This window comes from Clostridium sp. HMP27, assembly GCF_000765165.1.
GTDB lineage: Bacteria > Bacillota > Clostridia > Clostridiales > Clostridiaceae > Clostridium_AK.
Genome location: NZ_JMFY01000015.1, coordinates 23697 through 46207, shown reverse-complemented (window position 1 = coordinate 46207; position 22511 = coordinate 23697). Strand labels below are relative to the sequence as shown.

Sequence of the window (22511 nt, the reverse complement as noted above, 5' to 3'; positions counted from 1 at the left end):
CATTCACCAGAATCATTATAACATGTTTTTCTATAAATTTTAATAAAATTTAAAAAGTACCAGAAATTACATTTGCAATTGTCTATATATTCTAATTTTAGTTACTGATTTTTCTTTTTCTTTTGTACTAAAAATCCATATTAAAACGTATATTATTTTCCTATAAACATCTGTGTCCAATAATTATTATAGAAACCTACACCTATTTCAGTGAAGTTACCATTTAATATATTTGCTCTATGTCCTGGTGAATTCATCCATCCCTTTACAACTTCTTCTGGAGTTCTTTGTCCATAAGCAATATTTTCTCCTGCTGCTTTATAAGAAATCCCAAAGGATTTCATCATATCAAATGGTGATCCATAGGTTGGTGAATTGTGGTCAAAATATTTCTTATCAACCATATCCTTAGATTTTATTCTAGCAACTTTACTTAATTCAACATTTAATGTTAATGGTTTTAAACCTTCTTTTGATCTTTCAATATTTGTAAGTCTTACTACTTCCTTTTCAAATTCATTTACCTGTGAATCCCCAGCTTGTCCTGCATTATTCTCTGGATTAGTAGGCTTTGGAGCTTCCGGTTTCACTTCTGGTTTTGTAACTGGTGTAGTAACTTCTGGTTTATTTTCAGGTTGTTCTACTGGCGCAGTAACTTCTGGTTTGTCCTCAGGTTGTTCTACTGGCGCAGTAACTTCTGGTTTATTTTCAGGCTGTTCTGTTGGTGCAATAACTTCTGGCTTAATTGGTGAATTACTAATTTGGTCTATTATGTTTGTCCACTGATTTTCATCAGTAATACATTCATCATTATTTCGCACATCAACTTCTTTACCTTCTGTTTCAATTACTTCTTTTTCATCTTCATTATTTGTAGATGCTTTATCTTCAGATACATTAGTATCCTTTTCTTCTTTGGTTTCTGTATTAGTAGTTTCTTTATTATCCACAGCTTTTGAAATTTCTTCTTTAACATCTACTGATTTTTTAGTTCCTTCTCCATTTTCAATAGCTATTGGTTTACCATTAGCCCCCGCTAATTTTTCTACTGATGAATTACTACATCCTGAAGCTAGAGATGCTATTATCGCAATTGTTGATACAAAAATCGCTAATCTTTTCATTGATAATCCCCCTCTATCACTTTTATTGGCATTTCACGAGATTGATTATAACATGATTTTTCGCTAATTTTAACACTATTTGAAAAATACCATCAATTGCATAATTTATTTGCATTAATTCACCAGTAATAAAAGCTAATCATTCTATTCCCTAACCTCTTAATCCCATGAAAATCAAGCTTTATGAAAATAAATATATACAATAAAGGTATATATATAAGTTTAAACTCTCTTGCAGAAAAAATATTGTACTATCATTTCCACATTAAATATTATTAAATTTTCCTAAATATTATTAAATTTACCTAAATAGTGTTTAAACATAATCATGTATAGTAGAATGTAATATATACAAATACTTCAAAAGAATTATCAAAAGGGAGGATGAGAAAATTAAAATGCAAAATTTATTAAATTCACTATTTCATTTGCTGCCAATAATAATTGCTGTAATAGTAGTATTAGCAGTAATATTATGCTTTTGGCGAAGAGTACCTGCTGACAAAGCACTTGTTATTACAGGATTAAAGAAAAGAGTTTTATCAGGAAAAGGGGGTTTTATGATCCCTATATTAGAAACATCTTGTACTATATCACTGGAGAATATCTCCATGACAACAGATGTAAATGAAGCTCCTGCAAGACAAGGTATATTTGTAAATATAGTAGGTACTGCTGTAGTAAAAGTTAAAAATGATACTGAGAATATATTAAAAGCTGTTGAACAATTTTGCAGTGGTGGAGACAATAATACTGTAAATGTTATAAGAACTATAGTTGAACAGATATTAGAAGGTAAATTAAGAGGTATAATTTCTACCTTAACAGTAGAACAAATAAACGAGGATAGAGCTTCTTTTGAACAAAGAATTGAAGATGATATAAGAAACGAATTAGAATCAATGGGTCTAGTTTTAATATCTTATACAATCCTAAAAATAAGTACTCAGGGTGGTTATCTAGAAAATAGAGCAAAACCTCAAATAGCAGCAGCAAAGTCTGAAGCAGATATAGCTGAAGCAGAAAGAAAAAGAGATACAGAAATTAGAACTGCAAGTGCTACAAGAGAAGGTCAAAAGGCAAAATTAGAAGCTGAAACTGAAATAGCTCAAAGCGAAAGAGATAAAAGAATAAAATTAGAGTCATACAGAGCTGAGCAGGATAAAGCAAAGGCCAATGCTGACGTTGCATATAAGCTGCAAGAGGCTGAAAATAATGCAATACTCGCTGAACAACAAGCAGAGCTTGCTGAAAAAGAAGCACTAGTTGTAGAAAAGAAATTAATAGCAGAAGTAAAAAAACCTGCTGATGCTAAAAGATATGAAATTGAGGTTGCTGCTGAAGCACATAAAATACAAGCAATTAAACAAGCTGAAGCTGAAGCTGAGACAATAAGAGTACGAGCAATAGCTGAGGCAGATGCAAAAAAGATACAAGCTCAAGCAGATGCAGAAGCAATAAGAGCAAAAGGGCTAGCAGAAGCTGAAGCTATCAAGGCAAAAGGTATTGCAGAAGCTGAGGCAAAAGATAGACTTGCAGAAGCAATGGCGAAATACGGTGAAGCTGCAGTAGTTGAAATGATTGTAAATAAATTACCAGATGTGATGAAGGAAGTATCAAAACCATTAGAACAGATAGATAATTTAACAGTAATAGACAATGGAGGTACTCAGGGTGCATCAAAAGTATCCAAAATAGTTACTGATGTAACCGCAAATGGTTTTGAAGTATTAAAGAGCTTAACTGGCGTAGATTTATCAAAGGTGTTAAATAATTTTGTTAATAAAGATATGACTGCTAATTCTAGCGATATTAAGCCAAAGGAGCTTACTGCTGAAATAAAACATATTAAAGATGAAGCAGTATCCGCTAACATGGATTAATAGTCCGTATATATATTTTATTATGAAGGGGATAAATCTTTATTTATCCCCTTTTGATTTTTTCATTCATTATTGGTTAAAATAAATTAACGTAAACTATTGAACTCTGAAGATACCCGTCTTTATCATTTTAAATTTTTTTCATATACCTCCTTCCAAATTAGTAGATTTACAAAATTCTTTATTGACTCTATATTTTTCAAATGATTATAATCAATTATAATATGCTTAAGTTAATAGATTTTTACAAAGGAAGTGAATCCATGTCAAAAATAATTATTATAGAAGATACTGATACCATAAGAGAAGAACTTAAAACTTTTCTAACTAGGTATGGTTATCATGTTACTGCTCCAACAAACTTTGAAAATATTATTGATTATACTCTAAGGGAATCACCGGATTTGATACTCTTAGACATAAATCTGCCCATATTTGATGGATATCACATATGCAGAGAAATAAGAAAGAGTTCTGATGTACCAATAATAGTTGTTACAAGCAGGGATAGTGATATGGATGAACTTATGAGTATGAATTTAGGTGCTGATGACTTTATTACAAAACCATATAATACTCAAATTCTTCTTGCAAGAATTGCATCTATTTTAAGAAGGGCCCGTGGTTCCAACGCTCAAGACATAATTTCTTACAATGACTTAAAGCTTAATTTATCAAATAGCTCTATTACATATAAGGGTAATACCACAGAACTAACAAAAAATGAGCTTAAAATACTTTCATGTTTGATTAAAAACAAAGGAAAAATAGTCTCCAGAGATGATTTAATGGACTATATGTGGAATTCAGAAATTTTTGTGGATGATAATAATTTATCCGTAAATGTTACAAGACTACGAAAAAAGCTTCAAGAAGTTGGGATGAAAGAAAATATAGAAACCAGACGTGGATTAGGGTATATACTGCCATGAATATAAAAGATTATTTAAAAGATAGATTTTTATTTTTACTGATTAATTTTATACTATTTTTTATTATTTGCGGTATTATGGTTCTTATAAATGTCAGTTCAAATGTGATTCTCTTTACCTTTTGCATATGGTTTTTCCCCCTTCTTTCCTTTATAGCAGTAGAATACATTAAGCTAAAAAGCTTTTACACTGAGTTAACAAGTGTAATGGATAGCTTGGATAAAAAATATTTGCTTTCTGAAATGATTAAAAAACCTGAATTCATAGAGGGTAAGTTTGTATATAATCTATTAAAAGAAGCGAATAAGAACATGCATGAGCATGTAAAAATGTATAGAGATATGCAGAGTGAATATAGAGAGTATATAGAAACCTGGGTTCATGAGATAAAGACCCCTATTGCATCTACAAGATTGATTATTGAAAATAATCAAAATGAAATTACAAAAAATATTGATTATGAAATTAAGACAATTGAAGGTTATATTGAACAGGTATTATACTACTCTAGAAGCAATAATGTAAGCAAGGATTATATTATTAAAGAAGTTTCTTTACCTGCCCTTGTAAAATCCGTAATTAAAAGAAATTCTAGAGATTTTATAAACAAAAGAATATCCATCGATATTGGAAGTGTGGAGGGTTCAGTCTACAGTGATGCCAAGTGGCTTGAGTTTATATTAAATCAGATAATAGTAAACTCCATTAAATACTCTAAGGAAAAGCTATCCAAAGTAAAAGTATATTCTATTAGAAATGAAAATAATATAGTACTTAACATTGAGGATAATGGTATCGGCATTGTAAATAAAGATATAAACAGAGTTTTTGAAAAAGGTTTTACTGGAGAAAATGGCAGAAAACTTAGAAAATCTACCGGCATTGGCCTTTATTTGTGCAAGAAGCTTTCTGAGCAGCTTGGATTAGGGCTAACTTTAACTTCGCAAGCTGGGAAGGGTACAAAGGTTAGTATTATCTTTCCCCTAGGAAGAACTAATTTATTGAATTGATATTTATAGGATTCATGGCTATTGCTTATTGCTACTGCTATGAATCCATTATTTTTTTCTTTTAGAAAAGTTGTCTCTATTTTTACATTACAAAAATGTAACTTTAATGAAATATAAACTAATATGTATCCATAAAAAATTCTAGTAAGATAATAACTGTAGACAAAACATTAATTAATACAGGAGGAACTTACTATGAAAAAATTATTGATACCTATAATAGTAACTATTTTAATCATCGTTGGATGCGGCGCTTCTTATAACTACTTTTTTAGGGGTCCTAAAATCACAGAGACCGTACTAACTAAGAGTATAGATGACAATGGAAAACCCACTGCACCTACTACTACATTTACATCAAAGGATACAGTTTATTTTTCTGCAAAAGGTAAAAAGTTCGCTATAAAAAAGGTAACGGTGGTATGGTATAAAGGTGAAATATCAACAAAGAACAGATTTAAAGTAGAGGAAAATATAGAAATAAGTAGCACAGGATATTTTTCTGCTAAACTATCCCTTCCAGAAGGACTTGAACCAGGTCACTACGGTGTCACCACCTATTCTGCAGGTAGCGAGATAATCCAAACCATTAGCGAATTTGATGTGAAAAATTAAAGATTTATAAGATTCTACAAAAATGCCTGCTGGATAAATAAAGTTATGGAGGAAATAATATATGAAAAACATATTAAACGTTGAAAAAATCGAAAAATACTATGGTAACAAAGGTAATATTACTAAGGCTATTGATAATATAAGCTTTAAGGTGGATAAGGGAGAGTTTGTTGGTATAATGGGTCCCTCAGGCAGCGGTAAGACTACCCTCCTAAATTGTATTTCAACTATTGATACTGTTACTACAGGACACATTATTATAAATAATAAGGATATTACAAATCTTAAATCAAAAGCTTTAGAAAAGTTTAGAAGAGATGAATTAGGATTTATCTTTCAAGATTTTAATTTACTGGATACCCTGACCGCCTATGAGAATATAGCCTTGGCTCTAACTATACAAAATAGAAAAGCTTCTAAAATAGATGCAGCCATAAAAGAAGTTTCAGAAAAGCTTGAAATTACTGATGTACTAAACAAATATCCCTTTCAGATGTCAGGAGGGCAAAAGCAAAGGGTGGCTTCTGCCAGAGCCTTGGTCACTAACCCTTCACTAATATTGGCTGATGAGCCTACTGGTGCATTAGACTCGAAATCCTCAAGGCTGCTTCTAGACTCCTTCGAAAAGTTAAACAAAGAATTTCAAGCTACTATACTAATGGTTACTCATGATGCCTTTACAGCAAGCTATGCTCATAGAATTTTATTTATTAAGGATGGTAGAATCTTTAATGAGCTTATACGTGGAAATGATACGAGAAAGGAATTCTTCAATAAGATAATTGAAGTTGTAACTTTACTTGGAGGAGATGCAAGCGATGTTTTCTAAAATAGCAATAAACAATGTAAAAAGAAGCTTTAAGGATTATTCAATATATTTCCTAACCCTAACCTTTGCTGTATGCATATTCTATAGTTTTAATTCTATTGAAGCTCAAACATCTATGCTTGAGATAAGTAAAAGCACTAAAAGTTATATGGTAACCCTAAATAAGCTTATAGCAGGAGCATCAGTATTTGTGTCCTTTATTTTAGGTGGACTTATAATTTATGCTAATAACTTTTTAATAAAAAAACGCAAAAAAGAATTAGGCATATATATGACCTTAGGTATGTCAAAAGGTAAAATTTCTAGGATTTTAATATTGGAGACTTTTTTAATCGGTGTATTATCTCTCATTGTTGGAATTTTACTTGGTATTGTAGTTTCCCAAGGCTTATCCGTTATTACCGCTAAGCTTTTAGTAGTTGATATGAATAAATACAAATTTATTATATCAGTAAACGCAATAATTAAATCTTCCATATACTTTGGAATAATATTTCTTCTAGTGATGATATTTAATCAGATTATTATTTCTAAATATAAGCTTATAGACATGCTAAATGCAGCAAAGAAAAATGAAGACATAAAGCTTAAAAACCCTATTGTTTCAATATTTATATTTTTACTATCTGTAGCAGCACTTATAGCTGCATATACTATGGTATTAAAGGTTGGACTAGCTCCTAATAATATTATTTTTATAGCTTCTATTGCACTAGGAATTATAGGAACTCTATTGTGCTTTTTCAGTCTTTCTAGCTTCTTAATCCATATGGTGCAAAGAAACAAGAAAATATATCTTAAAAACTTAAACATATTTGTGCTTAGGCAAATAAACAACAAGATAACTACTAACTTTTTGTCAATGACTACAATATGCCTTATGCTCTTTTTAACTATCACACTTTTATTTAGCATGTTTGGCTACAAAGGTAACCTTGATTCAATGCTTAAAGGAAATACTTCTTTTGATGCTTCAGCTAAACTAGATCTTGATATAAAAGATCAAAAGATAATGAATATTAAAGAATCTCTTGATAAAGTGAACTTTAAATTTGAGACTTACGAAAAACACACCTTTTTTACTCAATACAAGCTTAAGGTGTCGCTAAACGATTTATTAAGCAAATATTTAAATGAAAAAGAAGCAAAAGAACTTCAATCAGCCTATAGAGATGGTCCTGTAACAAGTGTAAAAATCTCTGAATACAATTCAATAAGACAGCTTCTGGATCAAAAACCCATAGACTTAAAGGATAATGAAATTTTAGTTGTATCCAACTATGAAGATTTTAGTAATGCTTTCTCTGAATTTATGAAAAATGAAAAATCTGTAATTATAGAGGATAAAACTTATAGCATTAAAAATAATGTCCCAATAAAAGAGAATCTAGTTAGCTCTACAGCTAGTTTGGAATTCCTTTATTTCATAATCCCGGACAACTTTCAGGGCGAGTTAAAGTTAGATTCATCCTGCTTTAATGTAATGTTTGAGGGTAATAACTCTGAAAAATCAAAGGAAAAATTCGCTAACTTGTTTGATGAGCTGAAGGAGTACAAATTTCAAGAGGAAGATTTTATGCTTATATATGCAAATACACTAGAACAGTTGTATGGAATAGTATATGGAACATCAGCAATCATTGTATTTTTAGGTATATATTTAGGCATAGTATTTTTGATATCCAGTGCTGCGGTATTAGCATTACAGCAGTTATCAGAAGCAAGCGACAGTCTGAGTAGATATAATTCTCTTAAGAAAATAGGTGCTACTGAAAAAATGATAAACAAAGCAATACTAATACAAAACCTTATATATTTTATGATACCTTTAGCTTTGGCAATCATACACTCAATAGTTGGAATAACCGTGGCTAATGAAATGCTTAGAATGGATAATAAAAGTATCTTCGGAAGTTACTCCCTTATGCTAGCCTTAACACTCACTATGATATATGGTGGATACTTTTATGCAACTTATGTTGGGTTTAAAAGTATAGTTAAAAATAGCGATTAGTATATTAAGTTGTAAAGCAGGGTGAATGGTCACCCTGCTTTTTGTATGTACTATTAATTATGGAATTTAAAATATCTACTTCTTTTTCTTTTTCTTTTGCACTGAAAATCCAAACTTACCTATTGATTTTTCAGGCAATGGATAATATTCTCCATGACAATAACTCATCAAATTTGCCTTCTCATAATGTATCTTTCCCTTTTCATCTATAAGAAAATCTTCTACCTGTACATTGGTAACTTCCCCCAAAAATAGATCATGAGAGCCTAGTTGTATAATATCTTTTAATTTACACTCTAATGCCACAGGACATTCCTTTATAGATGGAACCGATATAGTTTCACTTTCCTCTATATTTAAATTAAAGTGTTTTAGTTTATCTAAATCTCTTCCAGACTTAACTCCACAAAAGTCTACTGCTTTTACCAAACCTTTAGATGGTAGATTAACTACAAATTCTCCTGTTTCTTTTATATATTCATAAGAAAGCCTTTCAGGTCTTATAGCAAGTGATATTATAGGAGGTCTTGTGCAAGCGGTTCCTACCCACCCCGCTGTAAATACATTTACCTTTCCCTCTGAGTTCTTAGAAGTTACTAAAACTACAGGAACAGGATTCAACATAGCGCTGCCCTTAAAATTTGTTCTACTCATAATTTACCTCCAAAACTTTTAAAAAGTTGCCTGCAACTTTTTAAGGTATTGGGAATTAGGTACTTGCTCATAAGAATTGATAAAACTTCACAATGGTGAAATTTTCGCTTTTCGTAGTACCTAGAATCTTTATCCTATATCCTTAAAATTGCATAGCGATTTCTTATAAATTATATACTAAGTAAAGGAGTTTTTAAATATATGTAGAACTTAATAAATACAATTTGTTTTGCATAATTTATAAAAATATGTGATTTCATTACAAATCACTACATCTCAATTCATTGAGATGTTTCATTAATTACAAAGATATGGGGTGAATTACTTAATGAATAGCACAAAATCAAAAATTGTTCTTATGGTACAAAGTGCACGTAGAGTTTATTGCTATTTTTCAGTGTCTCCTTTATTTATAAAGGAATTTAGTGATAAGCACGGGGAGGCACTGTGGAACGGGTCAAAACCTGTTCTTAAGGTTTATGAGTTACATGGGAATGAAGAAAATGAAATTGAAAGCATATTTATAGATACTTTTGCTGATAATTGGTATATAGATTTAAATAAAGATGCTATAGATATTTTAGTAAAACTTAAAAGACTTCTTCCAGATAATACTTATATAGATGTTGCTACTTCTAACAAAGTTACAACTCCACGAATGGTAGAATCTCAAGATACATCAGTTTACTACAAGGATATTAAGGAGTGATTTTTTTGAAAAAAGGATACGTAGCTATGGTGCTTCACAGCCATATGCCATTTATAAGACATCCAGAAATAGATGATGCCCTAGAAGAGAGATGGCTATTTGAAGCTATGAGTGAATGTTACATACCTTTAATTCAAGGTTATGACAAGCTTTTAGATGAAGGTATAAATTTTAACATAACTATGTCCATAACCCCTCCTCTTATGGCAATGCTTCAGGATAACTATTTAAATAAAAAATATGAAGAATATTTGACAAAAAGCATAGAGCTTTCGGAAAAAGAAATCTTAAGAAACAAAGGAAACAAGGAGCTAGAGCACTTAGGATTATTTTATAACCAAAGGTTTAAGGGGCTTTTAAAAACATATAAAGCTTATGATAAAAGACTTATGAATGCTTTCAAAAAATTTGATAAGCTAGGAGTTCTTGAAATAATAACTTGCTCTGCAACTCATGGACTTTTACCCTTACTTTCTATAAATCCTGAGACTATAAAAGCTCAAATTTATACTGGAGTAAAATCTTATACAGATTGTATAGGCCACGAACCTTCTGGAATATGGCTTCCTGAATGTGCTTATAGCTATAATTTAGATGATGTACTTAAAGAAAACGGACTAAAATATTTCTTAGTTGAAAATACAGGTATATTAAATGCTTCACCAAAGCCTTTATATGGAACCTATGCTCCAATTGCAACTCCTAACGGATTATGTGCTTTTGGACGTGATTTAGAATCCTCTCATCAAGTATGGAGCAATTTTATAGGCTATCCTGGTGATCCTGATTATAGAGAATTTTATAAGGATATAGGCTATGAGCTTCCTATGGAATATATCCAACCTTATTTAAATAAAGCCGGCATAAGAGTTGATACAGGGCTAAAATATCACAGAATAACAGGTGCTACAAACAATAAAGAATATTATGTACCAGAAAACGCTTTAGTTAAATCTAAAAGCCATGGTGGCCACTTTGCACACTGCAAACATCACCAAATAGAAAAAGCAAGTTCTGATATGGATATACCTCCTATAATAACTTGTCCCTATGATACTGAATTATTTGGTCACTGGTGGTTTGAAGGCCCTGATTTTATATATGAATTCTTAAAAAGATCTTCAGAAAATTGGACTTCCTATGAACTTACAACTCCTAAAAAATACTTAGAAAAGCATACTAGGGTTCAGTGTTCAAGTCCCTCTCCTTCTAGCTGGGGTGAACATGGAGATTACTCAGTTTGGATTAATAGTTCAAATGATTGGATATACAAGGATTTACACGAAGCTGCAGAGAAGATGATAAGACTTGCAAATAGCTTTAAAAAGCCTACTTCGCTGCAAAAAAGAGCTCTTAACGAAGCTGCTCGTGAACTTGTTTTAGCCGAATCTTCAGATTGGCCATTTATAATAAAAAATAACACTTCAGTACAATATGCAGTAAATAGATTAAATACTCATATAGAAAGATTTAATAAACTTTATGAACAAATAACTAAGAACACAATCGATATAAAGTATTTAGATAAAATAGAATCTATTGATAATATATTCCCTAATATGGACTATTCCATATATAAGAGTTTTTAGTTCATGTTTATTAATCTATGATTTTACAGATATAAAATAAAAAAGCTTTGCATTAAAGAACTATTAATTAAATTCTTTAGTGCAAAGCTTAATTTTTTATCTATCTACTAAATATTGTTTTTAACTGTTGATTTCTTTCTATAAAAAGCGCTAATGGCAAACCAAGACCATAGCATGCTAAAATTTGTCCAAACCCTACTTGAAGCATAGTTATTGCAATCGGCCATTTTAAAGTATAGTTCAAAAGCCAACCTACTATAATTGCATTTACTACTACTGGCGGCAGTGGTGCTAAATACTTTTTAAACTTTAAATTACTCCTGCCAATTAAGTAAGTCATAAAAGCTGCTATGAGCGAAGCCAAAGACCCAAATATTATGTCTAGCGGTCCAACAGGACTTAGTAAATTTGATATTAAGCATCCTACAAAAAGACCTGGTATAGCTGCCGTTGAAAAAAATGGCAGTATTGTAAGAGCTTCTGCAACTCTAAATTGAGATGCTTGATAACTCATAGGGTAAGTTAAGTACATTGTAATAACTGCATATACTGCAGCAATTATAGCACTTAGTGCTAAATTTCGTGTATTTTTTTTCATATTTAATACCTCCATAGTTTTATTTTAAGGCAGGATGGTTACGAACTGCCTGTACATATATGAGTTTAATACTTGATAAGTTTAATGCAAATTGCTCTATAAGTCAATTTAAAAATATATCTTCCAATCAATCCAGCTCCTCAAATTAAGCAAATAAATTATTTTATGATTTATTATATATTTTAAACATTACATTTATCCTATCTTCATAAAATACATTAGGGGGTGGATGTTATGAAAAAATTATCTAATTTTTATAGGCTCCTTTTTACTTTAATATTTATACTGATAATCGAAATTATATTAATTTATATTGGCCATAAAATGGAATCTGAGAAAACTCTTAGAGAATATAAACTTGAAACGTCAATAATTTGTTATGATAAATAACATTTAAATGAATATACATGAATTTAAGGAGATGATACACATGAAAGAAATAATCCCCTACATATTTGCAATACTTATAGGTTTATTTACTACCGCTGAATCTTATATGACTTCAGAACTTGGAGAAATGACTACTCCATCTATATCTACATTTTATAATCTTTTTGTAGGGACAATTATGTTTGCTGTTCCCCTTATTTTAAGTAACAATATAAATAAGTCTATAGAAATCTTAAAAATAAAGCCTCTTTTACTCACAGGAGGAATTTTTGGAGCACTTATAATATATTTTATAGCTAAATCAGTACCTTTACTAGGTTTAACAGTTACTCTTACTTTATCTATAGCTTCTCAAACACTTAGCAGCTTTTATCTTGATACATTTATATACAAACATGCTTCACTGGGAATGTATGAAATAATTGGAGTTATATTTACTTTAGTAGGTGTGTGGTTTATGGTAAAATAGCATATTATATCTTGATATTAAAATTATATTTTGCTATAATTTCAAAATATAAGTCTATTCATTATTAACTAATTAAAACTAGCTATTACTACAATTGCTTATAATACTATGAAAATTTTATATAATTGACAATTAAAAAATTATAGTTGTCTAAGTGCCGAAGGTAAACACTTTGAAAAGCTTCATCAAAGTGTTTTTTTGTTTACTCTGCTTCGTGCATAATTTGTAATCTTTTTTAGTTCTATGTCAAATAACAATGTCCTAATTAAATTAAGTTATTTTATTATATTACACAGGAGGAATGTCAATGAGTTCACAGTCATATAGTTTTTTTATCAGCCTTATTAAGGACAAAAACTTCAAAAATAATTTGTTAAAGCTTGCATTACCTATAACTATTCAAAACTTCCTTACTTCTTCATTAAATATGATTGATACTATTATAATAGGAAGGCTTGGCGAAAAAGAAATTGCAGCAGTAGGTATTGCAAATCAATATTATTTTTTATTTAATCTATTAATTCTTGGGATTGTAGGAGGATGCGGCATATTTATATCTCAATTTTGGGGGAAGAGAGATCTAGATCACATCAAGAAGTTCCTGGGATTAGGATTTTTAGGACTTGCTATATTATCTGCGGTATTTACCTTAGTAGCTTTAATTTTCCCAAAACAAATTGTTCTTATATTCAATAGTGATCCCATGGTCATAGAACATGGAGTTAACTTTTTAAGAATTGTAAGTTTAAGTTATATTTTCACAGCAATAAGCTTTAACTATGCTTGTGCCTCTAGATGTGTGGGTAAAGCAATAGTTCCAATGATAGTTAGCGGCATAGCTGTTTTAATAAATGCTATTCTCGATATTATATTTGTATTTGGATACCTAGGACTTCCTGCTATGGGGGTTAAGGGTGCCGCTCTTGCTACCTTGATTGCAAGAATAGTTGAAGTCACACTAATGATTATATATATATATAGAACTGGTGGTGTACTTGCTGCAAGCCTTAAAGAAATGTTTAACTTTGATTTTAAACTAGTAAAAAACTCTTCGAAAATAATACTTCCAGTTGTATTAAATGAGGCTTGTTGGGCACTAGGTAATATTGCATATGTAGTTGCTTATGGAACGATAGGAACTGAGGCTTTAGCTACAGTCCAAATAACCTCTAATATACAAAACCTATTTATGGTTATAAATCTTGGAGTTGCAAATGCAGCTTCAGTTATGATAGGAAATGCTATTGGCGCCTGTGAGGAAAGTAAAGGCAAGCTTTATGGAAGACGCTTTGCATTTATATCAATAAGCTTAGGAATTATTATGGGGGCAATGCTTGCAATTAGTTCACCTTTTATAATAAACTTCTTCAAGGTTTCCCCTGTAGTTAGGACAAGCGGTATTTATATATTATATATAATTTCAGCTACCATGTTCTTAAAAATGTTTAATACAGTGTTTGCCATTGGAATACTTCAAGGTGGTGGAGATTCTAAATATTCTTTTAAACTCCAAATGGCAACTCTTTGGGTGATAGGAGTTCCATTAGCTTTTATAGGTGCATTATTTTTAAAACTTCCAGTTCATATGGTGGTAGCTCTAGTATGTATTCAAGAAGTAGTAAATATTTCAATAGCTATACCAAGACTTTTATCTAATAAATGGGTCAGAAACGTTACAGAATGTGTTGCATAGAAATACGACGACATTTTAAGATAATGTTGAACCTACCGTATGGGATTTGCATCTAGGAAAGTGTTCATTTCGCTAAGAGCGGCTAATATTTATAAATTAAAACTCCCTAAGCCTCCTAAGCTCCCCGTAGGCTCAGACAGTAGGAGGCTCTTAACGGTATTTTGAATTTATAAATAAAGCCACCCTAAAGCTCATTCAATGCTTTCTACGATGCAAATTCCATACTATATGTTCAACATTAAAAATGTCGTAACTTCCCTTTAGAATTCTTTTAATAACTTTTCCCCAAAGCTCTTTCCAAACTGTACACATTGCTGCAGTTCTTCCTCAGTTGGTGTGTACTTTATACTTAATGGTTCCTCTAGCACCTTTACTTTAGCTTTTTCCAAATGCTCTTTGAGTATCTTAGGAGATTCTCCACTCCAACCATAGCTTCCAAAAGAAGCTCCTACTTTGTTTATGAATTTAAGTCCCATTAACTCATCAATATATTGACTAAGAGTAGTTAATATTCCATTATTTATGGTAGATGAGCCAAGTAATATCCCTCTTGATTTAAAAATCTCCGTAATAACATCATTTTTATCTGCAGTTGCAGAATTATAAATTTTGTAACTTAATCCTGCTTCAGCGATACCACGTCCTATATAATCGGCCATTTTATGAGTTGCTCCATACATCGAATTATATAAAATAACTACACTTTTTTCTGAATTTCCCTTTGCCCATTCACAATACTTTTGGACAATGCCCATAGGATTTTTTCTCCATATAACACCATGAGCTGGAGCTATTATATCAATAGGCAAATTCATTTCCTGTAACTCTTCTATTTTTTTAGTAACAAGTTTACTAAAAGGCGTTAATATATTTGCATAGTATTTTAATGACTCTTGCCAAACCTCATCTTCATCCACCATATCATTGAATATATCTGAAGATGCATAGTGCTGCCCAAAAGCATCATTTGAAAATAATATATCTTTTCCATTTAAATATGTAAACATGCTATCTGGCCAGTGAAGCATACTTGCTTCCACAAAATTAATATCATTTTCGCCTATATTTATCTTATCTCCTGTGCCTACAACTTTAAAATTCCAACTCTCATTTCCATGATAATGCTTTTTAGTAGTTTCTAGGCCCTTCTTTGATACAACTATAGTTGCATTAGGACAATATTTCATAATATGTGGTAATGCTCCTGAATGATCTGGCTCTGCATGATTTACTACAACATAATCAATTGTACTAGGATCAACTACTTCCTTTATATTTTGCAAAAACTCATCTGTCAGTTTCTCTTTAACAGTATCTATAAGTACCGTTTTTTTATCTTTTATAATGTAAGAATTATATGTACTTCCCCTATGTGTTGATAATTCCCCTCCGTGAAAAGCTCTTACTATCCAATCAATTCCTCCAACCCAATAAACATCTTTTTTTAATTCCCTCATGAAAAACCTCCTATATAATAATTATATAATTATTTTTCAAATTCCTTAGCTAAATCAGTTAGATGTTCTCCTGTCAATCTATACACAGTCCATTCATCCATTGCCACTGCATTCATGTGCTTATAAAACTTAATTGATGGTTCATTCCAATCAAGACACCACCATTCAAATCTTCCACATTTTCTTTCAACGGCTAGATTTGCTAAAAAGGAAAGCATAATCTTACCTATCCCTTTTCCCCTCATATGAGGTTTTACATATAAATCTTCTAAATAAAGCCCTGGTCGTCCTAGGAACGTTGAAAAATTATGAAAAAATAATACAAAGCACACAGGCTCACCTTCATATTCTCCAATGACAACTTCAGCAGTTTTGCGCTGAAACAATGATTCTCTTAATACTTCTTCTGTAGCCACTACATCATCTAACATTTTTTCATATTCAGCTAATTCTTTAATAAATTCTAAAATTAATTCAGTATCATTTTTTTCAGCAAATCTCAATTTGAAATTGTCAAGCTCTGTGTCAATATACATATACTATTCCCCTAACTATTATTTATATTTATAATTTTTCTATATTGTAACACTCCATTAATAATTTTCATACCATATTAATGTACTTAATTTCTTAGGAGGAAAGTAAATGTATTTTTACAACTGTCCCTTTTTCCAAAATGAATATAGATTTGCCGTTCAAGAAGAGGATATTATTGGGCAACCAGATATATTTGGTGTGCCAGATGTAATGGGTGAGGAAGAAGGTATACTAGAGCATCAGGGCTTGCCAAGTCAACAACAAGGTATGCAAGGTATGCCTAGCCAACAACAAAGTATGCATGTTCAGCAGGGTATGCCTAGTCAACAACAAGGTATGCAGGGTCAGCAGGGTATGCCCAGCCAACAACAAGGTACGCAGGGTCAGCAAGGAATACCTAGTCAACAACAAGGTACGTCGATGGCTCAACAGGATATTACATCCGCTGAATTAGGTGAGTATACCTATCCAGGTAACCTTAATACAGCAATTGGTCTTATAAGAAATGCAGTATCTGGCGAAAGGGAAGATGAGCTTTTCTATAATTATTTAATAAGCGTTGCCCCTACACAAGAGGCAAGAAATATAATTATAACCATTAGAAATGACGAAAGAAAGCATAATAGAATGTTTAGAAGAATTTATTTCGACTTAACAGGAAGAAGGCTCCCTATTTCAACTGAAAGTCAATTTGAAAAACCTACTTCTTATTGCGATGGAATTAAAAAAGCATTACTTGGAGAGCTTGCTGCTGTTCAAAGATATAGAAGAATTGTATTTGCCCTTCAAAATAGAATTCAGCTAAATATGTTAGGTGAAATCATAACAGATGAGCTCAGACATGCAAGCCTTTACAATTTATTATACTCAGATGGAAGATGCTTTAATTCAGGATCTAGGTTCTAGATTAAAAGTCAACATCAAAATTAAGATATTTTGAGTATATTTTCTTAATATTTATTTAGTCGCTAATCATCAATCACTAGCCACTATAGTAAACTGCTTAATAACATTTAGCGGCTAGTGATTACAGCCTATCGACTTTTTTAATGAATTTAAATTGTCTTAGCATTTGCATCCCCTCTTATTCAATAAATATATTAAAACTTTTTAACTCCTCAATAAATTCATCAAAGCTTAGTACACTGGTATTTCCTAATATAATTTTAGCACCCCGTTGTATTTTCTTATCATCAGTAACTAAAACATATTCCTTATCAATACAAATACATATCAACTCATAATCATTTTTAGAAAGTTTATTCTCATTTATATAATATATATTTTTTTTATAATCATATCTAATATCTGCGTTAGGGATCAATTTCTCTTTTATACTACAGCTACTTGCTTCTATTATGTGATCTAGTAATTTTAGAAACTTATTTGTAAGTACAGGTACTCCATTAAATTCTTTAAACTCCTTAGTAGACAGCTCTCCTGCTATATGCTTAGAAACTTTAAAATCAATGTTTTCTGTATCTTTTATTGCATCTATTACTTGAGGACATTTTTTCCAAAGCTTTATAATTATATTTGCATCTAATAAATATTCTTTATCTTCCATGTCATCATCTCCCTCATTCTATTAATTTCTCCCATATAAATAAAAATATCAAAATATCATAAAATTAAATTAATCCCTAACGATAATTTAGTGATAATCACACTTTTATCTATTAGAGATTAATCAATGATACTTTTATATTTATTATATAGGTCTGAAAAGAAAATTAATATTCTTATATTTCATGGCTAACATTGGTATAAACCTTTCCCATATAGTCTTCTACTATTACTTCTATCTTTTCTCTGCTATGTTCATTAGAATCTGTGTCATACTCAATGTTACCTTCATAATGTATTTCTTCTAGTTTTATTTCTTCTGGCATTCTAATAGGTTTTCTATAAGAGGCATTGTTATTCTTTATGCTTCCATTTTCTAATATTTTATTTTCATTCTTCAATTGATTGTTACTATAAACTTTTACTGTTATATTCTTTATTTTAAGTTTATTCCCATCAATTTCCGAAGTACCTCTCTCAAAGCTTAAATCATATCTATTCGAGATATCTACAACAAATTTCAAATCTACCTGTCCCTTTGAAAATGTCTTCGTATTAGGCATAGCATTTATATTAATTCTTTTATGAAATTTATCCAAAAACGGGATATATTCAAGTTTCTCATTGATTATATTTTTATTATTTTTGGCAACTACTTTAAACTGATAATTGTTTAAATAAGGAATAGTTAATGCACATGCATAATTTAAATTTCCTAAATCCTGAGCCTTAATCTCATTCCACTTAACCACATTTTGAGTCTCTCCTTCCACTGCCCCATAGAAAAGATAAACCGTGTAGTCATTACTAAGCTCGCGTAAACTCCATTTAAAATCAATCTTTACCTCTTTTAGATCCTTACTTAAACTAAGCACATTGTGCTCTGCATTATATATCCACTTTTTTTGTTCATAAAACTCATTAAGCGTTCTTGAAACATTAGAGCTAATATCATTTATTCTATTATCTAAGTGTAATGTGGTATTTCGTATTGAGTTAATTTCATTTTTAATGTAAGATACATCAAAAAATAATTTTACATTTAATATAAAAATTAATATTATAATACCGTAGAATATTCTTTTTTTCATTTATACATCCCCTCTTTAATTTATAAAGACTAATAGTTAATTACAATTTATATATAAACCTCTACAAATTCAATGACTTACACTCCAAAAAATTACATGATTAATAATTTTAAAATTACGCACAATAAATTGCGGTTAGATTTTATAAATTGGAGGTAATTAATATGAGAAAACTTTCTGAAGCAGAAGTATTATCTTTAACATCCTTGCTTAAAATGGAGAAAGATGGTTTAGCAGTTTCAAAAGCTATGCAGGGTTTAATATCCGATAAAGAATTAAAACAACAAGCTGAAGCAGGCATATTAGCAACAGAAGGCAGAATAAAAGGAATTCAACAATTTATCAACGAAAATAATATAATACAGGAGGTACAGTAATATGACTTTATTAAGTAATATAGTTCAAAATACTACAGATATTAATGATGAAGTTATATCTCATGATATGTTAGCTGGCTCAACAGGACTCGCTAATGCATATCTTAATGCAGCTTTAACAAGTGCTACTCCAGAACTTAGAGCAATGTATTCATCATCTTTAAGTGAGGTGATTGCTGGCCACTCTGGAGGCTTAGAACTTGCAATAAATCGTGGTTGGGAAAATCCTTATATTTCTCCTAATCAGCAGCTATCTGATAGTTATAAAAAGTCTCAAGCAATGATTAATCAAAACCAGTAAAAAGCCTTACTGTGTTTTAGGCCAAAGGTGCTAGATACTAGTATAAGATGGAACTTTTCACAGCAAAGTTTCTACATTTTCTAACACATTGTACTTAGCACCTATTGCCTAAAACATGTCTATAATTTTATTTAAACTTACATTTTATTATATAAACATAATCATTTTTTAAAAGTCTTTCAATTGCTTTGTTTTTAATAACTTCATCATCTGCATTAATCTCATCAATAGAAATGCTTGACATACTATTTCCCTCAGTTCCAGCAATAGCTGCTAAAATTATCTCTTTTTCAGTAACTATTTTACTTCTTTGAATACTTGACCAAGTTAGCCCTCGAATAATTTGAGAAAATTTAATATTAGTGCTTCCTTTTCCACCACCTGTGTTAGATGATGTAGAAAATGTCCATTTTTCTTCAGATTTGCTTCCCATAACCTTTTGAGTTGAAAAAATCATTTTAATATTTTCTTCTTTAGTCAATTGAATATCGTTTTTCAATCCAAAAGACTTATTTTTAAAACTCCCCTTTTCATAATAATCCACCCAAAGTTCTAAAGAACCTATCTTTTTATCTTTAATATTAGCGTCAAATATAAAATATTTATCTACATCTAATCCTTGAAGTAATTCTCTTTCTCTATCCGTAAGTTTTGTTTCTACAATCTCTCCACTGCTTTTAACTATATCATTCTTATTTTCTTTACCTGTATCATTACTATTACAGCCTTGAAAATATAAAGTAAACATTAAAATTACTGCTAGACTTAAGGCTTTAACAATTCTTAGATAACCTTTTTCTTTCATTGAATCCCCTACCTTTTATTTTCTCTTCACTCTCCAGTCGCTAAAGATTAGAGCTTAACGACTAGAGATTCTAAATAAAACTATGATATAATTTGCTTAATGGTGCATATTAGTTTCCTAGTATTTAGTACCTTATTCCTATTTCAAGGACGGTGGACTAGCTTATGTGTTATGTTTATATATTAGAATGCTCTGATAAAACTTTATATACTGGTTGGACAAATGATTTAAATAAAAGAATAAAAACTCATTCTAGTGGCAAAGGTGCAAAATATACCCGCTGCAGGCTTCCGATAAAACTTGTATATTTTGAAGAACACGATGATAAAATTTCTGCCCAAAAGAGGGAATATGCCATAAAGCAATTGTCTAGAACTCAAAAATTAAGCTTGATAAATAAATAGAATCTATATTTAATATTTCAACTATCTTATATTAAATCCCTTCAAAACTTCATTATTTTATTTGGATTTTAGCTCTTCATACTTAAAGCATTCCACTATATGATCATTAATTATTCCCATAGCTTGCAAATACGAATATACTATAGTTGGTCCCAAAAATTTAAATCCTCTTTTCTTTAAATCCTTGCTTATTATTTCAGATAATTCATTTTTAGATGGAATATGAGATTCCACCTCCCAAGAATTAACTATAGGTTGATCCCCAACAAAATTCCATATATATTTACTAAAGCTCCCAAACTCATTTTGAACCTCAATAAACTTTTTAGCGTTATTTATAGAAGCTCTAATCTTTTTTTCATTTCTTATTATTCCATCATACTTTAATAACTCTTGGACTTTTTCTTCATCATACCGAGCCACTAAATTAACATTAAAATTATCGTATACCTTTTTATAATTTTCTCTTTTTCTTAAAATTGTAATCCAACTTAGACCTGCTTGAGCAGATTCCAATACTAAAAATTCAAAGTGCTTGTTATCATTGAATTCAGGAACTCCCCATTCTTCATCATGATATTTTATATAAAGCTCATCCTCGCCACACCACAAACATCTCTTTTTCATAATTCTTCACCTCCAATAAATGTTATATTTTTACCTTACTCACAAATTTACCTTGATATTAAATTTAAAATTACATTTTATTATAATAACATCAAATATTGATAACTTATCAATAACTTACAACTAATACTTTGATTAATACTTCCCATACTATATATAAAAGCATAATTAATCAATTATGCTTTCAAATTGATATGTGTTGGCTTATAACAAAATTATAATTTTCTATAGACCATGCATGCTTCTTATAGTAAACGGAGATGTTGTATATGTATATACTTTCAAACTTCATACTTGTACTTGTGTTTTTATCTTTGATACTTGCAGCATTATTAATTACCGTACCTTTAAAAGTTTCATTTGCATTTAGCTCTCAGGAGTGTACAAATTTCAATATAATTACAACATGGTTAAAACCATTATTAAAATTAGTCATAGTTAAAACTGATAAACAAATGTTTTACACACTATATTTACTTAATAAAAAAGTTTTAACTAAAAATCTTACAAATAAAACACTTAATCATGCTAAAGATTATATTGAAAAAATACAACTTACACGTAATTTAAAGCCTCATTCCATTGATATTGAAGCTTCTTATGGCTTTAAGGATCCTTCTATCACTGGAATGGTTTGCGGTGCTATTAATTTAGCATCAACTTATTTTGGTATAAATGTTATATACAATAATCCTGATTTCAATATGAATTACGACTACTTCAATATAACGGGTACAGCTCAAATAAGTGCAATTTCAATAATAACTACGTTTTTTAAATTAAGAAAATTAAATTTAGCAATGCAGCCTTTGAATGCTAATAAATAAAGGGAGGATT

The 22511-nt window shown here is 30.3% G+C and carries 25 protein-coding genes; 16 read left to right on the top strand and 9 right to left on the bottom strand.

Annotated elements, in window-relative coordinates; genetic code table 11:
* Positions 1-152: 152 nt before the first annotated feature.
* Positions 153-1124: a CAP domain-containing protein gene (locus DP68_RS19195; protein WP_081957121.1), complete on the bottom strand. Its 972-nt coding sequence runs from the start codon at positions 1122-1124 to the stop codon at positions 153-155.
* A gap of 398 nt (positions 1125-1522) precedes the next feature.
* Here DP68_RS19195 and DP68_RS07470 point away from each other — a divergent pair, with 398 nt between their 5' ends.
* The 6 genes from DP68_RS07470 (at position 1523) to DP68_RS07445 (ending at position 8407) form a co-directional block, all read left to right on the top strand.
* Positions 1523-3007, top strand: a complete 1485-nt coding sequence (locus tag DP68_RS07470; RefSeq protein ID WP_052085701.1) for an SPFH domain-containing protein — start codon at positions 1523-1525, stop codon at positions 3005-3007.
* Between the two features lie 263 nt (positions 3008-3270).
* On the top strand, positions 3271-3939 hold the full coding sequence (locus DP68_RS07465) for a response regulator transcription factor (RefSeq protein ID WP_035308019.1): 669 nt from the start codon (positions 3271-3273) through the stop codon (positions 3937-3939).
* The gene (locus DP68_RS07460; RefSeq protein ID WP_035308018.1) at positions 3936-4949 is read left to right on the top strand and encodes a sensor histidine kinase; all 1014 of its coding nucleotides are present in this window, start codon (positions 3936-3938) and stop codon (positions 4947-4949) included. Before DP68_RS07465 ends, DP68_RS07460 begins: the two co-directional genes overlap by 4 nt.
* A 195-nt stretch (positions 4950-5144) precedes the next feature.
* Positions 5145-5564: a hypothetical protein gene (locus DP68_RS07455; protein WP_035308017.1), complete on the top strand. Its 420-nt coding sequence runs from the start codon at positions 5145-5147 to the stop codon at positions 5562-5564.
* A gap of 61 nt (positions 5565-5625) precedes the next feature.
* Positions 5626-6393, top strand: coding sequence for an ABC transporter ATP-binding protein (locus tag DP68_RS07450; RefSeq protein ID WP_035308016.1), 768 nt, complete (start codon positions 5626-5628; stop codon positions 6391-6393).
* Positions 6383-8407 carry an FtsX-like permease family protein gene (locus tag DP68_RS07445; protein WP_035308015.1) on the top strand — a complete coding sequence of 675 codons (2025 nt, stop codon included), beginning with the start codon at positions 6383-6385 and terminating at the stop codon, positions 8405-8407. Before DP68_RS07450 ends, DP68_RS07445 begins: the two co-directional genes overlap by 11 nt.
* A 75-nt stretch (positions 8408-8482) precedes the next feature.
* Here DP68_RS07445 and DP68_RS07440 read toward each other — a convergent pair whose 3' ends face one another.
* The gene (locus tag DP68_RS07440; protein WP_035308014.1) at positions 8483-9061 is read right to left on the bottom strand and encodes a flavin reductase family protein; all 579 of its coding nucleotides are present in this window, start codon (positions 9059-9061) and stop codon (positions 8483-8485) included.
* Between the two features lie 328 nt (positions 9062-9389).
* Here DP68_RS07440 and DP68_RS07435 point away from each other — a divergent pair, with 328 nt between their 5' ends.
* Together DP68_RS07435 and DP68_RS07430 are read left to right on the top strand one after the other, a co-directional pair.
* Positions 9390-9770 (top strand): DUF4912 domain-containing protein, encoded by a 381-nt coding sequence (locus DP68_RS07435; protein WP_035308041.1) that lies wholly within the window; start codon positions 9390-9392, stop codon positions 9768-9770.
* A gap of 5 nt (positions 9771-9775) precedes the next feature.
* Positions 9776-11359, top strand: coding sequence for a 1,4-alpha-glucan branching protein domain-containing protein (locus DP68_RS07430; protein WP_035308013.1), 1584 nt, complete (start codon positions 9776-9778; stop codon positions 11357-11359).
* Positions 11360-11459: 100 nt separating this feature from the next.
* Here DP68_RS07430 and DP68_RS07425 read toward each other — a convergent pair whose 3' ends face one another.
* A complete protein-coding gene (locus DP68_RS07425) occupies positions 11460-11957 on the bottom strand; it encodes a QueT transporter family protein (RefSeq protein ID WP_035308012.1) in 498 nt (165 codons plus the stop codon).
* A gap of 234 nt (positions 11958-12191) precedes the next feature.
* Between DP68_RS07425 and DP68_RS19500 the strand changes: the two genes are divergently transcribed.
* The 3 genes from DP68_RS19500 to DP68_RS07415 all read left to right on the top strand — a co-directional run bounded on the left by DP68_RS19500 (position 12192) and on the right by DP68_RS07415 (position 14509).
* Positions 12192-12347: a hypothetical protein gene (locus DP68_RS19500; RefSeq protein ID WP_291547882.1), complete on the top strand. Its 156-nt coding sequence runs from the start codon at positions 12192-12194 to the stop codon at positions 12345-12347.
* Positions 12348-12387: 40 nt separating this feature from the next.
* Entirely contained in the window at positions 12388-12816 is a 429-nt protein-coding gene (locus DP68_RS07420) for a DMT family transporter (RefSeq protein ID WP_052085700.1), read from the top strand.
* 307 nt (positions 12817-13123) lie between these two features.
* A complete protein-coding gene (locus DP68_RS07415; RefSeq protein ID WP_035308011.1) occupies positions 13124-14509 on the top strand; it encodes an MATE family efflux transporter in 1386 nt (461 codons plus the stop codon).
* A gap of 260 nt (positions 14510-14769) precedes the next feature.
* Here DP68_RS07415 and DP68_RS07410 read toward each other — a convergent pair whose 3' ends face one another.
* Together DP68_RS07410 and DP68_RS07405 are read right to left on the bottom strand one after the other, a co-directional pair.
* Positions 14770-15966 carry a flavodoxin domain-containing protein gene (locus tag DP68_RS07410; RefSeq protein ID WP_035308010.1) on the bottom strand — a complete coding sequence of 399 codons (1197 nt, stop codon included), beginning with the start codon at positions 15964-15966 and terminating at the stop codon, positions 14770-14772.
* A gap of 29 nt (positions 15967-15995) precedes the next feature.
* Positions 15996-16502, bottom strand: coding sequence for a GNAT family N-acetyltransferase (locus tag DP68_RS07405; RefSeq protein ID WP_291547879.1), 507 nt, complete (start codon positions 16500-16502; stop codon positions 15996-15998).
* Positions 16503-16611: 109 nt separating this feature from the next.
* Here DP68_RS07405 and DP68_RS19495 point away from each other — a divergent pair, with 109 nt between their 5' ends.
* A complete protein-coding gene (locus tag DP68_RS19495; protein ID WP_291547878.1) occupies positions 16612-17409 on the top strand; it encodes a ferritin family protein in 798 nt (265 codons plus the stop codon).
* A gap of 178 nt (positions 17410-17587) precedes the next feature.
* Here the strand turns inward: DP68_RS19495 and DP68_RS07395 are convergent, their stop codons facing one another.
* Positions 17588-18070 carry a hypothetical protein gene (locus DP68_RS07395; protein WP_035308009.1) on the bottom strand — a complete coding sequence of 161 codons (483 nt, stop codon included), beginning with the start codon at positions 18068-18070 and terminating at the stop codon, positions 17588-17590.
* Positions 18071-18245: 175 nt separating this feature from the next.
* Positions 18246-19160 (bottom strand): hypothetical protein, encoded by a 915-nt coding sequence (locus tag DP68_RS07390; protein WP_035308008.1) that lies wholly within the window; start codon positions 19158-19160, stop codon positions 18246-18248.
* 164 nt (positions 19161-19324) lie between these two features.
* Between DP68_RS07390 and DP68_RS07385 the strand changes: the two genes are divergently transcribed.
* Positions 19325-19537 (top strand): hypothetical protein, encoded by a 213-nt coding sequence (locus tag DP68_RS07385; protein WP_035308007.1) that lies wholly within the window; start codon positions 19325-19327, stop codon positions 19535-19537.
* Between the two features lies 1 nt (position 19538).
* The gene (locus DP68_RS07380) at positions 19539-19838 is read left to right on the top strand and encodes a spore coat protein (protein ID WP_035308006.1); all 300 of its coding nucleotides are present in this window, start codon (positions 19539-19541) and stop codon (positions 19836-19838) included.
* 127 nt (positions 19839-19965) lie between these two features.
* Here the strand turns inward: DP68_RS07380 and DP68_RS07375 are convergent, their stop codons facing one another.
* Positions 19966-20643: a hypothetical protein gene (locus DP68_RS07375; RefSeq protein ID WP_035308005.1), complete on the bottom strand. Its 678-nt coding sequence runs from the start codon at positions 20641-20643 to the stop codon at positions 19966-19968.
* A 164-nt stretch (positions 20644-20807) separates the two neighbouring features.
* On the opposite strand from DP68_RS07375, the gene DP68_RS07370 reads away from it, so the two are divergent.
* Complete coding sequence (locus DP68_RS07370) at positions 20808-21047, top strand: GIY-YIG nuclease family protein (protein ID WP_035308004.1); 240 nt, start codon at positions 20808-20810, stop codon at positions 21045-21047.
* Between the two features lie 57 nt (positions 21048-21104).
* Here DP68_RS07370 and DP68_RS07365 read toward each other — a convergent pair whose 3' ends face one another.
* Entirely contained in the window at positions 21105-21674 is a 570-nt protein-coding gene (locus DP68_RS07365; RefSeq protein WP_035308003.1) for a DNA-3-methyladenine glycosylase I, read from the bottom strand.
* Positions 21675-21943: 269 nt separating this feature from the next.
* On the opposite strand from DP68_RS07365, the gene DP68_RS07360 reads away from it, so the two are divergent.
* Positions 21944-22501 (top strand): DUF2953 domain-containing protein, encoded by a 558-nt coding sequence (locus tag DP68_RS07360; protein WP_035308001.1) that lies wholly within the window; start codon positions 21944-21946, stop codon positions 22499-22501.
* Positions 22502-22511: the final 10 nt, after the last annotated feature.